Origin of the sequence: Micromonospora sp. H33, from assembly GCF_052068455.1 — a bacterium.
GTDB lineage: Bacteria > Actinomycetota > Actinomycetes > Mycobacteriales > Micromonosporaceae > Micromonospora.
On the sequence record NZ_JBQHDE010000005.1, the window covers coordinates 49,555 to 62,616 of the forward strand.

The window sequence follows — 13,062 nt, forward strand, 5'->3', positions numbered from 1 at the left end:
ATCACCTCAGGCCGGGTCCAGCGCGAGCAGCGGCTGGTCGTACTCGACCGGCTGGCCGTCGTCGGCGAGGATCTCGGCCACCCGCCCGGCCCGGTCCGCGGTCACCTCGTTCATGAGCTTCATCGCCTCGACGATCCCGACGACCTGGCCCGGGTGGACCCGGTCGCCGACCGCGACGAACGGCGCCGCGCCGGGCTCCGCCGCCCGGTAGAAGGTGCCGACGATGGGCGAGCGCACCGCGTGCCGGGCCGGCGCGACGGCCGGGGCCGGGACGGGCGGCGGCGCGTCGGCCGACGCCGGGAGCGGTGCGGGCGGCACGGCCGGCGGCGCCGGCGGCCGGGCGCTCTCCGCCGGGTGTTGCCACTCCACCTCCAGCACCGTGTCGCCGCTGCGCAGCAGGATCCGCCGTACCGGCCCGTCGAGGTCCCCGACGAGGTCCCGCACGTGCCGGCGCAGCGCGGCCAGCGCGACGTCCGACGCCGGGCCGGCCGAGGACGCACCCGCCGCGCCGAGCTCCCCTGGAACGCGGGCCGGAGCCACGACGCCGGTGCCGGCCGGAGCCACGGCGCCGGAGGGGACGCCGGTGCCGGCCGTGACCCCGGTGCCAGAGGGTCGGCCGGCACCGGCGGGTCCGTCGCCCGGGCCGCCGTTCACCGCCGGTACGCCGACCGGCGCCGTCCCGGCGGTCACCGGGCACCCACCCGGGCGCCGAGGCGGGCGGCGCCGAAGCGACGGAACCGCTGCCGGCGCCGGCGGACCAGGGTCGCGGTGGGCACGTCGAGCAGCGGCAGCAGGTGCGCCAGCACCGCCTCCCGCACCGCCCGCACGGCCGCCGCCGGATCGTCGTGCGCGGCCGGGGCCGGCTCGGGCACCAGGGCGTCGACCACGCCGAGGCGGCGCAGGTCCCCACTGGTCAGCCGCAACGCCCGGGCCGCCTGGGGGGCGGCGGACCGGTCCGGCCAGAGGATCGCCGCACATCCCTCGGGGCTGATCACCGAATAGACGGCGTGTTGCAGCATCAGCACCCGGTCGGCGACCGCCAGGGCCAGGGCGCCGCCGCTGCCGCCCTCACCGGTGATGACGGCGACGACGGGCGTGGGGAGGGTGGTGAGGGTGAGGATGTTCTCCGCGATCGCCGCCGCCTGGCCCTGCTCCTCGGCGCCCACCCCCGGGTCGGCGCCCGGGGTGTCGACGAGGGTGACCACGGGCAGGCCCCACCGGGCGGCGAGCCGCATCAGCCGCAGCGCCTTGCGGTGCCCGGCCGGGCTGGCCATCCCGAAGTTGCGGGCCATCAACTCGGCGGTCGTGTGGCCCTTCTGGTGCCCGATCACCATGACCGGCCGGCCGCCGAGCTCGGCGAGCCCGCCGACGATCGCCGGGCAGTCCGCGCCCAGCCGGTCGCCGTGCAGCTCGACGAAGCCGTCGAACGCCGACTCCAGGTAGTCCAGCGTGGTCGGCCGGTCCGGATGCCGTGCCAGCCGTACCGTCTCCCAGGCGTCCCGCTCGCCGCCGCGGGCCACGCCCGCCCCGCCGGCCGGTCCCGCCTCGACCGGCGGGCGCTCCTGCCGGGGTACGCCGCGACGCGGCCCCCGCAGCCCGCCGCCGACGGCGGCGAGCAGCGCCGCCAGCCGGCCGCGCAGGGCGTGCCGGGGCATCACCATGTCCACCTGGCCGTGCCGCAGCAGGAACTCGGCGGTCTGGAAGCCGTCGGGCAGGTCCCGACCGGTGACCTGGCGGATCACCCGGGGGCCGGCGAAACCCATCCGGGCGCCGCTCTCCGCGATGACGATGTCGGTGTTGGTGGCGAAGGAGGCGGCCACCCCGCCGTACGTCGGGTCGGTGACGACGCTGACGCTCGGCACGCCGGCCTCCCGCAGCGCGGCGATGGCCTGGCTGACGGTGGCCATCTGCATCAGCGACAGGACGCCCTCCTGCATGCGCGCCCCGCCGGAGGCGGTGACCAGGACCAGGGGGACCCGCTCGGCGAGGGCCCGTTCGGCGGTCCGGGTGATCAGTTCCCCGACCGCGCAGCCCAGGCTGCCGCCGAGGAACCGGAAGTCCATCACCGCGAGGGCGCAGCGGTGCCCGCCGATGGCGGCGGTGCCGCAGACGACGGCCTCGGCCAGCCCGGTACCGGCCCGCGCGGCCGTGAGGCGGCGGGGGTACGGCAGCACGTCGACGAACCCGATCGGGTCCACCTGGGCGGCGTGGTCCGGCAGGGCGGTGAACGAGGCGGGATCGACCAGCTGCGCCAGCCGTGCGGGCGCGTCGAGCCGGGCGTGCGTGCCGCAGTCGGGGCAGACGTCCAGGTTGCGCCGCAGCCGCTTGCGGTAGAGCAGGCTGGCGCAGCCGGCGCAGCGCGACCAGAGCTGCTCGTCGCGGGGCGCGGTGGCGGTCACGACCCCGCCCCGGGGGCGTCGAAGCGGTAGAAGCAGCGGGCCATCGCGTCGCGCGGTTCCCGCCACGTCGGCAGGTACGGCGAGACGTACGGGCGCAGCCGGTCGCTCACCCGGGCGAACTCCGGGTGGCCCCGGACCGTCGCCACCGCGCCCTCCCCCGGCAGCGCCGTCTCCAGCAGGTGCACGTACAGGTCGTGCAGCCGGTACAGCGACCGGTGCCGGACCCCCGCCAGGCGGGGCAGCTCGGTCGCGTCGGAATCGGCGAAGATCTCCGCGACGCGCGCCTCGGCGGTCGGGTCGACCTTCGCGACGATCAACGAACGGTCCATGGATTGGGCCTCCCCCCACGGCGCCGGACGCCGGTGGCGCCGGACGCCGACCGAGCCGGACGACTGGCGACACCTTGGCCCCGCGGGCGTCACCACCGCGTCACGGTCCGACGCCGAACCCAGCAGTTTGGTGACGGTGCGTTGACGCTGGCTGTGCATCCGCTGTGGAGCCACACCGGACGGAAGCGAAAATGAGCAGTTCAGAGCGGGTTTCGCGGCTGTCGACATCCCCGTCGATACATTGACTCAGAGTGATCGGATTGATAATCTTCGTCACGGTCAGCCCGGCGGCCGTGACGCGCGACGCCGTGCCGCGGCACAGGGGACCCGACACCGGGGTATGGGCAGCCGCGCCGGGGACACCAGTCGAGGACTCTCCGACGAGCGTTGCGCAGGGGGTACGCCGTGGCCGCTGATCCGTCCATGCCGACCACCGGCGATCGCGCGGACGCCCCCATCCGCCTCTACCTGCTGGGCGGGTTCCGGCTCCTGCACGGCGACACCCCGGTGGTGGTGCCGCGCGGCCTGCAACGCGTCCTCGCGCTGGTCGGCCTGCGCCCCGGTGCGACCCGCAGCCACCTGGCCGGGTTGCTGTGGCCGGACGCCCCCGAGGAGCGCGCCCTGTCCTCGCTGCGCACCGCCCTGTGGCGGCTGCGGCAGGACCCCTGCTGCCCGCTCGCCACCAGCGGCGACACCGTACGGCTCGGCCCGGAGGTCCGGGTCGACGTCGACGCGCTCGTCGGCACCGCCGCCCGGGTCCGCGACGGCGACGACCCGTGCACCGCCGCCGCGCTCGCCGCCGGCCGACACGACCTGCTCCCCGGCTGGTACGACGACTGGGTGCTGGCCGAACGCGAACGGCTGCGGCAGCTGCGCCTGCACATGCTGGAGGGCCTGGCCGACCACTACCTCGCCGCGGGCCGGCACGGCGAGGCCCTGGAGGCGGCCCTGGAGGCGATGGCCGCCGAGCCGCTGCGGGAGACACCGCACCGCCTGGTGGTCCGCATCCACCTCGCCGAGGGCAATGCGTTCGAAGCCGTGCACGCCTTCTACGTCTACCGCGACCTGCTGCGGCGGGAACTGCGGCTGGAACCGTCCGCCGCGATGACCGCCCTGCTCGACGAGACGCTCGGACCCATCCGGCAGGCCAGCCGCGACACCCCGGTACGCCGGCCGGCGGCCGCGCGGGCGACCCCCCGCGCCCGCTGACCCGCGTCACCGGGCCGGCGGCCGACGTGACGGGCAGGTGACAGCCGCGCAGGCAGCGTGGACCGCACCACACGGCCCCGGCCCACCGGCCCGGGCGCCACCGGCGGAAGGAGTCCCATGAGCCGTCTACTCATCGTCAGCAGGATCATCCCGGGCGCAGAGGGCCGGGTGGCGCAGATCTTCGCCGAATCCGACGCCACCGAGCTGCCGAGCCTCACCGGGGTGACGCACCGGTCCCTGTACTGCCTGCACGACCTGTGCATCCACCTGATGGAGACCGCGGACGTCGACCCGGACGCCCTCGCCGGCGCCCGCAACCACCCGCTCTACCGGCAGGTCAACGAGCGGCTCTCCGCGCACACCACCCCGTACCTGCCGACCTGGCGCTCGCCCCGCGACGCGATCGCCGGCTGCTTCTACCGCTGGGACGCCGCGGAGGCCGCCGCGCCCCACGCGGCCGGCTGAACCGGGACTCGCGTCGTGTCCGCCAGCGGACCACACGTCCTGGTCGTCGGGGCCGGCACCGGCGGGCTGTGCCTGGCGCAGGGGTTGCGCCGCGCGGGGATCAGCGTGTCCGTCCACGAGCGGTACCGCACCCGCGACGAGGGCCTGCTCGGCTACCGGGTGGGCATCGGGCCCACCGGCAGCCGGGCACTTCGGGAGTGCCTCCCGCCGGAGCTGTTCCGCACCTACCTCGCGACCTGCGCCCGCTCCCCCCGCTACTTCACCGTCATCACGCAACGGATGCGGCAGACCGCGTCGTTCCCGCTGCGGCCGGACACCGACCCGGTGAACACCGAACGGTCGGTCGCCCGGATGACACTGCGCCAGGTCCTGCTCACCGGCCTGGAGGACGTGGTGCACTTCGACAAGACCCTCACCCGGTACGAGCAACGCGACGACGGCAGCGTCACCGCGTACTTCGCCGACGGCAGCAGCGCCGACGGCGACCTGCTGGTGGCGGCGGACGGCACCCACTCGGCGGTGCGCCGCCAGTACCTCCCGCACGCCGTCACCCGGGACGCGGGCACCATCAACATCGCCACCCGGATCCCGCTGACCGCCGAGGTGCGGGCGCTGCTGCCCGAGCGCATCGAGAAGGGCATCACCCTCATCTTCGGCACCGGCGGCATGATGGGCGTCCTGCACGTCATGGAATTCCCGTGGGACCGCGACGGCGCGCTCAAGCCCGGCCTCGACCCGGCCGACGCGGCGCTGCTCGAACGATGGCCCGGGCGGGCCCACGACAGCACCCGGGACAACGTCAACCTCGTGATCTGGAGCACCGCCCGCCGGTTCCCGCCCGACGTCATGCACCGCCGCGGCGAGGAACTGATCGGGCTCGCCCTGGAGCTCACCAGGAACTGGCACCCGCACCTGCGGCAACTGCTGGCCCACGCCGACCCGGACAGCGCCCTGCCGATCAAGGTGGCCACCAGCGAGCCGGTGCCACCGTGGAAGAGCAGCACCGTCACCCTGCTCGGCGACGCCATCCACACCATGACACCCGGTCGTGGGGTCGGCGCGAACACCGCCCTGCGGGACGCCGCGCTGCTGTGCCGGCAGCTGCGGCTCGCCGCGGCGGGTGAGAAGACGCTGGTGCAGGCGGTCGCCGACTACGAGGCGGTCATGGTGCCGTACGGGTTCGCGCGGGTGGCCGACTCCCTGAACCGCAGCGGCACCAGCGGCGACGACCGCATGTACAAGCCGGTCGTCGGCCGGCTGGCGCTGCTCGGGGCCCGGGGCTACTTCGGCGTCACCAGCCGCGTACCCCGGCTTGCCCGCCGGTTCGTCGACGACTTCTACACCTACCGCGGGGAGGAGGACTAGCGCCCCTGGCGTCGTGCGGACCCCGGTCCCTGTACCGGGGTCCGCACGCGTGCGCCCGGCGGCGTACCGGAGCCCCCGTCCGGCGACGGTCCGTCGCGTCACGGGCACCCCGAGTGCAACCCGTCCCACCTACGGGGCCAGCCGTCGAGCCGTGCTGTCGTACCGACCAGGGCATGTGGCAAGCTGCGGCGAGTTTTCTTCGACTAACTCGCGAACCGATAGGGAGGTCTGCCGTGGCGTGGTCGGACTGGCTGATAGTTGTCGTGGCTCTGGCGGTGGGCGTCGCCGCCGGGTGGGCGATCCTCCGGCGGCGGGGCAGCGCGCCGGCCACACCCACAGTGGACGGTGAGCCGGCCACCGCCACGACCGCCGTCGTGCACGAGCCCGCCCCCGCCGCCACCACCGACACCGCAGGTCCGGACGCGACCGTCGACGCCGCTACCACGGCGGTCGCCGATTCCACCCGGGACGTGGCGACCGACGGACGCGCCGACGACGAGCCCGCGCCGGCTCCGGTGGCCACCGCTGCCGCCGACCCGGTCGACCACGCCGACATGGCGCTGACCGGTGACCCGGTGCCGGCACCCGACCACGCCGCACCGGCCACCGACGACACCCCGCCGATCCTGCCGGTCGCCGCCGACGAGGCGGACGTCGCGGTGGTCGCCCCGCGCCCGGCCCCGGCGGCCGAGGTCGACGCCGAACCGGCCCGCCCGGAGGCGGGCGAGCCCGCGGCGGTCGCGGTGGAGGCCGGTGCCGAACCCGAGGCCGCGCCCGAGCCGGCCGAGGTCGCGCCCGAGCTGGCGGCCGTGCCGGCGGCGCGCGGTCCGGTGGCCACCCCGCCGGTACGGCCGAAGGCGGCCGCGGAGGCCGCCGACGACTTCCGGCGTATCCAGGGCATCGGGCCGAAGATGGCCGCCGCCCTGAACGCGGCCGGCATCCGGACGTACCAGCAGCTCGCTGAGCTGGACGAGGCGGCGCTGCGGGAGACCATCCGCGCCGCCGGCCTGCGGGCCGCGCCGAGCCTCGCGACCTGGCCGCAGCAGGCCCGGGTCCTGGCGGGGGCGCCCGAGGCGGCGAAGGTGCTCCCCACCGGCGACGGCGAGGACGCCTGACCGACGCCGGTGCCCGGCGGTCCCGCCCAGCGGGACCGCCGGGCATTCTGCCTATCCCCCGCATGAACCGACACAGCTCTCGCTACCGTCGGACGAGGGCGGCCCACCGGCCGCGCCGATCCCGGTACCGCAGGAGCCGCCCGTGCAGTCCGCCTCGTCGGAGCCGGCCCCGCGCCGGGGCGGCCCGCCGACACGGCACAACGAGTCACCCCGCCGGGTGACGCTGCTGGAACTGTTCTTCGACCTCGTCTACGTGGTCGCGCTCGCCCTCATCTCGCGCGGCCTCGTCGAGCAGCTCGACTGGCACGGGGCCGGCCAGGCGCTGGTCATCCTGGCCGCCATCTGGTGGACCTGGGCCATCACCACCCTGGTCACCGACATGTACGACCCCGAACGCTCCGAGATCAAACTGCTGATCTCGGCGGTGATGTTCGGCACGCTGTTGATGACCACCGCCATCCCGGAGGCGTTCGGCGCCCGCGGTCTCGTCTTCGCCGGCACGTACGTCGCCATCCACCTCGGCCGTGGCCTGTTCCTCATGCCGGCCGTCCGCCGCGACCCGCAGACCCAGAGGCGGGCCGCCCGCATCTTCATCTGGTTCGTCGTCTCGGCGGTGCCGTGGATCGCGGGCGCCTTCGTCTCCGGTAACGGGCGCCTGACCCTCTGGACCCTCGCGCTCGCCATCGACTACCTCGGCTTCCGGCTCGCCTATCCGGTGCCCGGGCTCGGCGTGGTGCCCGAGGCCCAGCGCAACGTGACCGCAGAGCACCTCGCCGAGCGCTACCAACTGTTCTTCATCATCGCGCTCGGCGACGCGATCCTGACCATCGGCACCATGTTCAGCCTGGAGCGGCACGAGGCCGAGAACATCGGCGCCTTCTCGGTGGCCTTCGCCACCACGCTGCTGCTCTGGCGGATCTACGTGCACAAGTCCGGCGAACTGCTCCCGCTGGCGATCGCCACAGCGCGGGAGCCGAGCAAGTTCCTCTTCACCGCTCCGTACACGCACCTGCTCATGGTCGCGGGGGTGGTGACCACCGCCGCCGGCTTCGACCTCGTCCTGCACGCGCCCGAGGGCCGCACGCCGCCGGCCTGGGCGGCCGTCATCCTCGGCGGGCCGGCGTTGTTCCTGCTCGGCCGCTCGATCTTCGAGTACGAGGTGTTCAGCCGGGTGTCGTTGTCCCGCCCGGGCGGACTGCTGGCCCTGCTCACCGTCGCGCCGGCGGTGCTGTTCCTGCCGGCGCTGTTCGCCGCGACGGCGGCCATGCTGGTCCTCGCCGGAGTGGCGATCGCCGACGCCCGGCGCAGTCACGGGCGCCCGCCCGAGGCTCCCGCGCCGCCGCACTGACCCCCGCGTCACACCAGCGCCGCGGCATACCCCCGTACCCCCAGCCGGCGGCCCGCCGTGGCGCCGAGCCGGACCTGGAGCCCGAGCGGCGCGGCGGCCCGCCGCACGTCGTCGACGTGCAGCGAGCCGTGCCGGTCGACGATGAGCACCGGCGGCTCCTCCGGGTCGCCCTCGGGTGCGTGGAACGACAGCACGGTCACCGAGGTCGGCAGGTGCCGGGGGTACGCGGCCCGCGCGGCCGCCTCGTCCGGGTGGGCGAGCACCACCAGGTCGGCCGCGTGCGCGAAGTCGGCGGCGATGCCCGTCGCCTTCCAGTGCGCCGGCTCGTCGCCCGCGCCCGCCCGGTGCCGGGAGCGGTTCGCCGAGGTGATGTGCAGGTGATCGGTACCGGCCTCGGCGACCGCCCGTCGCAGGAACGCGTTCGACGGGCAACGGGCGCCCGGCGCGATCACCTGCACCGTGCGTACTCCCCGGTCGTGACGCGTCAGGTGCGCGGGCAGGCAGTCGGCGGCCGGGCCCCGGAAGCCGAACGGCCCCGCGTCCCACAGCGCGCCCATCAGCTGCCGGACGCGGCCCACCGGCAGGCGGTACGGCAACCGCGACCAGTCGAACAGGGCCGGGATGCCGTCGGCGGGGGCGGTGATGCTGCCGACCTGCTCCGCCGGGCGTCCCTTGACGAGGTTGGCCCGGCGGACCGTGACCGCGTCGGGGCGCGTGACCAGGGCGTAGAAGTTCCCGAAGGCGGCCGCGACGACCGCACCACCGGCCACCGCCCGGGCCGCGGCGGCCACGTCCCCCGGGCGGTCCAGGTGCAGGTGGGGTGTCCAGACGTCCATCAGTCCTCCAGCGCCGTGCCCTTCGGCGGAGTCTCGACGCCGGGGCGCGAGCTGCGGCGAGGCGCGGCCGGCCCGGGGCGTCGAGACACCGCCAAGCACGTTCTACGCCGATCGGTGTGCCGGACGAACCTCTCGGTCGTCGATCCGATAGCGATCGGCGCCCAGGCGGCACCCCCGGGTGACCCGCCGCCCTACCTCCGGCTGAGCCGACGGCACCGGCAGCTGACCCGCGTCGGCCGTTCGGCGGCACCGTTAGCGGCGTAACCGGATTGGGTACATGGGCTCCACCTCGAAATCCACCACATCCCTCGGAGGCCCGCGATGCGTGGTACGTCGATATTCGGAGTCCTGGTCGTCATCTGGCTGCTCATCGGCGCGATCGCCGCCGGTCAGCGGGGCTACTTCTCGGGTGACGACACCAACTGCGCCGAGGCCGGCACCATCCTGGTGACCATCGTTGCGGGGCCGCTGAACTACGTCGGCGCCAACCCGAAGGTCGACTGCGAGCTGCCCCAGCCGTCCGAGTAGGACACCGAGCCTTCGGGCGCGCGCCGAACACGGGTTCGCGCCGGGGAACGGCGGACCGTCCCCGGCGCGAACCCTGATCGTGCCTATCGGAAGCAGTGGGAGACCGGGACGGTGCTCCCCGCGCAGTTGGTGGGGTTGTTGCCCGAGATCACGCTCTCCTCGTCGACCTTGGCCTGGAGCTTGTCGGCGTGGATGCCGCCCGCCGGCCCGCGGGACCGGTTGTCGACGACCGCGCTGCGGTAGAGGGCGATCCGGCCCATGCTCGCCGAGATGCCGCCGCCCTTCGACCCCGCCTCGACGGCGTGGTTCTGCTTCACGGCGCTGTCCCGCACCAGCAGGTTCGACTTCGCGGCGTGGATGCCGCCGCCGTGGCCGTGGGCGGTGTTGCCCGCCACCACGCTGTCGTCGAGCGGCACCAGCCCCTGGAAGGTGGAGAGTCCGCCGCCGTTGCCGGTGGCGGTGTTGTCCCGGATCTCCAGGCCACGCAGGAAGATCAACGCGTCGGAGTTCGCGATCCCACCGCCGGTGTGCGCGCTGTTGCGGACGACCTCGGTGTCGGCGACCCGGGTCCGGGCCGCGAAGCTCGCCAGGCCGCCGCCCTGCGCCGCCGTGTTGTGCGCGAACACGCTCTTGTGCACCTCCGCCGCCCCGCGGTAGTTGCCCAGTCCGCCGCCGTACGCCACCGCGCTGTTGTCCTTGAAGGTCGACGAGTACAGGGTCAGCACGCCACCGTTGAGCAGGCCCCCGCCCTTGCCCGCGGTGCCGGTCGCGTGGTTGTCGATGAACGTGCTGTCCCGCACGACCATGTTGCCGTCGTTGAACAGGGCGCCACCGCCCCCCTCCTTCGAGAGGGACCTGCTTCGCAGCACCGTCACCCGCTCGATGATCGCCGACGCGCCGTGCACCACGTGGACGGCGCCGCCCTCGGCGGCGGAGCGCCCGTTGACCAGCGCGACGTCGCGGAGCGTCAGCTCCCCGCCGTCGCGGACGGTGAAGAACCGGAACACCTCGGCGTGCGTGGCGCGCTCGATCGTCGCGCCCGCGCCCTCGATGGTGACCGTGTGGTAGATCACCGGTAGCCCGGCCTTGTCGTCGGCCGGGTTGCGCGGCGGCGCCTCGGCGTCACCGGGGTTCTCCGCCGTGTCCGCCGCCTCCCGCGCGTCGCGGATGCCGCCGTCGTAGTCGTCGGGCTGCTGGAACGCCCCCGTGAGCGTGTACGTGCACTTCGGAGCGAGCCGCAGCGCACCCCCGCCCTCGGCGTTGACCCGGACCAGCGCGAGGATCAGCTTGGTGGCGTCGCACGGGACGGAGACGGCCTCCCGTTCCCGGCCGCGGCCGCTCCCGTCCTCCGCGCCCTGCTCGTCCCGGCCGGCCCCGTCGCTACCGGCCCGGTCCCGGCCCGTGGCGTCCCCGCCAACCGGTTCGCGGCCGGCTCGGTGACGACCCTCCTCCTCGTGGGCCCGGGCGTCCCGGACGGTCGACGCGTTCTCGCCGACGTGCGGCAGGTCGCGGGCCGCGGCCGTACCCGCCATGCCGACGAGGCCCGCCGCGCCGGCGACGAGGCTGCCCGCCACCAGCCCACCGGCGAGGAGCCTGCGGGACCGCCGCCGGGCCCGTGATGGTCGGCGGCTGTCGTGATACGTGGACATCCAGCTTTCCTGCCTCTCCCTCGTGCCTTGACACGGCCGCTCCGATCCGGGCGGCGGGGCAGCGACCACGCGGTCGTCACCAAACGTCACGGTACGGGCAGGAAACGGGCAGTAGGTCGAGTAAGTGAATGAATCACCCACTCGCCTTCATATTGCTGGGTTCGGGCACGATACCGGGCGATCGGCCATCGTCGCCGATGCCCGGGCGAGGTGGGGTGCGCCAGCGCGACGGGGCCGCGATCAGGTTCCGGCGAGCAGCCGGACCAGCGCGTCGGGATCGGTCACCGTCACGGTCAGCCCCGGGTGCCGCAGCCAGCCGCCCGGCAGCAGAGCGGGCACCGGCTCGGCGAAGCGCACGCAGACACCGGCGACCGTGCTGCTGCCGAAGGTGACACCGGCGTCGGCGAGCGACAGGTGCGGCCCGATCGCCCGCCACCAGCGGTACGGCCCGCCCCGCTCGACGCCGGTCACGTTCCCCCGTGCGGTCCGCAGCCGCCACGGGCCGAACCGCACGGCCAGTTCGTCGTCGTCGACCCGTACCGAGGCGGTCTCCGGCCGGACGCCGAGCACCGCCAGCGCCGGGCGGAACCGCCGGTCGAAGCGGAACGGGAAGCGGTGGACCGGGCCGGTCACGTGCGGCCGTCCCGGCGGATGCGGCGGGTGTCCCCGGGCCGGGCGGGCCGCGGTCGGACGGCGGGTCGGGGTCGGGGTCGGGCGGCGGGCCGCCGAGCCGGGCAGGTCATGGCGCGCGCGTACCCGGTGCGGGCCGGCCGACACCCCCCGGGCCGGCCGGCCCGCTCGGCCGCTCCCCCTCGCGCGGCCGGATCGCGCCCACCCGCCGCGCAGGCGGGCGGGACGCGTCCCCGCGCTCCGCGCCGCGGCGGAGCGCGGGGACCCCCCGTCCCGGCTACTGCAGGAACGCCCCGAGGGGCGACAGCAGCAACCGGCCGAGCAGGGCGGCGTTGTCGTCCAGCCGCGCCCGCTCGCACTCGTGGGCGGTCGGATCGTGCCGGCACCGCCAGATCTTCTGCGCGTTACGCCAGGCGACGTCGCGCGTGTACTCGACCAGCTCCCCCTGGTACCAGTCGTCGATGTCGCCGTTGAGCATGTCGATCATCAACTGCCACTGGTCCAGGTAGCCACGCCGCAGGCCGGGGATCTTGTCGGCGAAGATGTCGTTGATCTTGAGGTAGTCGCGGTGCTGGTCGGTGCCGTCCACCGGCTCCGACTCGAGGCTGTCGAACGTCGTCACCAACGCGAACGGCAGGTCGTAGTTGATGTGCGCGTTGACCCCGGCGGCCGCCGACGGCAGCGGCCGGGCGTCCGGGCCGCGCATCCGCTCGAACAGGCACGACCACGCCTTCGGGCAGTTCGGGCTGGAGTCGGTCCAGAACCGCATCGCGTCGAAGTAGCGCGCGGCGAACTCGACGTCCAGCCGGGACAGGAAGACCGGGTCGGCGAAGAAGTCGTCGTAGAGGCCGTTCAGCACGCTCTCCGTGATGGTCAGGTAGAGCTTGTTGAAGTCGGCGAGAGGGCAGCTCTCCTCCAGCGGAGGGAGCCGGACCAGCAGGTCCTGCAACTTCGTGAGGTGGTCCACGACGGCCGGCACGTCCGCGGGACGATCGGCGAGCAGGTCGACGATGTCCCGGTGCACGGGCCCCCAAACCGGTTCGGTCATCTCTCCTCCACCTGCTCCCCCCACGTCACCGGTGCCGGCGACGGTGCACAGCCTTCCAGCCGGCGGCGGCCGGCCGAATCAGTAGAACGACGTATACGTACGCGACGACCATTCCGGCTCGGCGCGTCTGACGCCGCGCCG

Annotated in this window: 13 protein-coding genes; 6 read left to right on the forward strand and 7 right to left on the reverse strand. The window is 74.7% G+C overall.

From position 1 onward, the window contains the following. Window positions 1-6: 6 nt before the first annotated feature. The 3 genes from accB to ACTMS0_RS14215 are packed head-to-tail and all read right to left on the reverse strand — an operon-like array spanning window position 7 to window position 2,728. Window positions 7-690 carry an acetyl-CoA carboxylase biotin carboxyl carrier protein gene (accB, locus tag ACTMS0_RS14205; RefSeq protein WP_441155637.1) on the reverse strand — a complete coding sequence of 228 codons (684 nt, stop codon included), beginning with the start codon at window positions 688-690 and terminating at the stop codon, window positions 7-9. Beyond that, window positions 687-2,399 carry an acetyl-CoA carboxylase carboxyltransferase subunit alpha gene (locus ACTMS0_RS14210; protein WP_441155638.1) on the reverse strand — a complete coding sequence of 571 codons (1,713 nt, stop codon included), beginning with the start codon at window positions 2,397-2,399 and terminating at the stop codon, window positions 687-689. The genes accB and ACTMS0_RS14210 overlap by 4 nt, the downstream gene beginning before the upstream one ends. Continuing rightward, a complete protein-coding gene (locus ACTMS0_RS14215) occupies window positions 2,396-2,728 on the reverse strand; it encodes a TcmI family type II polyketide cyclase (RefSeq protein WP_441155639.1) in 333 nt (110 codons plus the stop codon). The genes ACTMS0_RS14210 and ACTMS0_RS14215 overlap by 4 nt, the downstream gene beginning before the upstream one ends. Window positions 2,729-3,133: 405 nt before the next feature. On the opposite strand from ACTMS0_RS14215, the gene ACTMS0_RS14220 reads away from it, so the two are divergent. The 5 genes from ACTMS0_RS14220 to ACTMS0_RS14240 all read left to right on the forward strand — a co-directional run bounded on the left by ACTMS0_RS14220 (window position 3,134) and on the right by ACTMS0_RS14240 (window position 8,230). After that, window positions 3,134-3,937: an AfsR/SARP family transcriptional regulator gene (locus ACTMS0_RS14220; RefSeq protein WP_441155640.1), complete on the forward strand. Its 804-nt coding sequence runs from the start codon at window positions 3,134-3,136 to the stop codon at window positions 3,935-3,937. A gap of 117 nt (window positions 3,938-4,054) precedes the next feature. Beyond that, window positions 4,055-4,402: a TcmI family type II polyketide cyclase gene (locus ACTMS0_RS14225; RefSeq protein ID WP_441155641.1), complete on the forward strand. Its 348-nt coding sequence runs from the start codon at window positions 4,055-4,057 to the stop codon at window positions 4,400-4,402. A 15-nt stretch (window positions 4,403-4,417) separates the two neighbouring features. After that, a complete protein-coding gene (locus tag ACTMS0_RS14230; protein WP_441155642.1) occupies window positions 4,418-5,767 on the forward strand; it encodes an FAD-dependent oxidoreductase in 1,350 nt (449 codons plus the stop codon). Window positions 5,768-6,000: 233 nt separating this feature from the next. Next, a complete protein-coding gene (locus tag ACTMS0_RS14235) occupies window positions 6,001-6,882 on the forward strand; it encodes a helix-hairpin-helix domain-containing protein (RefSeq protein ID WP_441155643.1) in 882 nt (293 codons plus the stop codon). A 142-nt stretch (window positions 6,883-7,024) separates the two neighbouring features. Further along, window positions 7,025-8,230: a low temperature requirement protein A gene (locus ACTMS0_RS14240; protein WP_441155644.1), complete on the forward strand. Its 1,206-nt coding sequence runs from the start codon at window positions 7,025-7,027 to the stop codon at window positions 8,228-8,230. Between the two features lie 8 nt (window positions 8,231-8,238). Here the strand turns inward: ACTMS0_RS14240 and ACTMS0_RS14245 are convergent, their stop codons facing one another. Further along, window positions 8,239-9,066: a hypothetical protein gene (locus ACTMS0_RS14245; protein ID WP_441155645.1), complete on the reverse strand. Its 828-nt coding sequence runs from the start codon at window positions 9,064-9,066 to the stop codon at window positions 8,239-8,241. A gap of 321 nt (window positions 9,067-9,387) precedes the next feature. Between ACTMS0_RS14245 and ACTMS0_RS14250 the strand changes: the two genes are divergently transcribed. Next, entirely contained in the window at window positions 9,388-9,594 is a 207-nt protein-coding gene (locus ACTMS0_RS14250) for a hypothetical protein (RefSeq protein WP_441155646.1), read from the forward strand. Window positions 9,595-9,677: 83 nt separating this feature from the next. Here the strand turns inward: ACTMS0_RS14250 and ACTMS0_RS14255 are convergent, their stop codons facing one another. The 3 genes from ACTMS0_RS14255 to ACTMS0_RS14265 form a co-directional block, all read right to left on the reverse strand. Continuing rightward, window positions 9,678-11,243, reverse strand: a complete 1,566-nt coding sequence (locus tag ACTMS0_RS14255; protein WP_441155647.1) for a hypothetical protein — start codon at window positions 11,241-11,243, stop codon at window positions 9,678-9,680. A 240-nt stretch (window positions 11,244-11,483) separates the two neighbouring features. After that, window positions 11,484-11,876 (reverse strand): hypothetical protein, encoded by a 393-nt coding sequence (locus ACTMS0_RS14260; protein ID WP_441155648.1) that lies wholly within the window; start codon window positions 11,874-11,876, stop codon window positions 11,484-11,486. Window positions 11,877-12,150: 274 nt separating this feature from the next. Beyond that, on the reverse strand, window positions 12,151-12,921 hold the full coding sequence (locus ACTMS0_RS14265; protein WP_168002791.1) for a DUF5995 family protein: 771 nt from the start codon (window positions 12,919-12,921) through the stop codon (window positions 12,151-12,153). Window positions 12,922-13,062 lie beyond the last annotated feature (141 nt).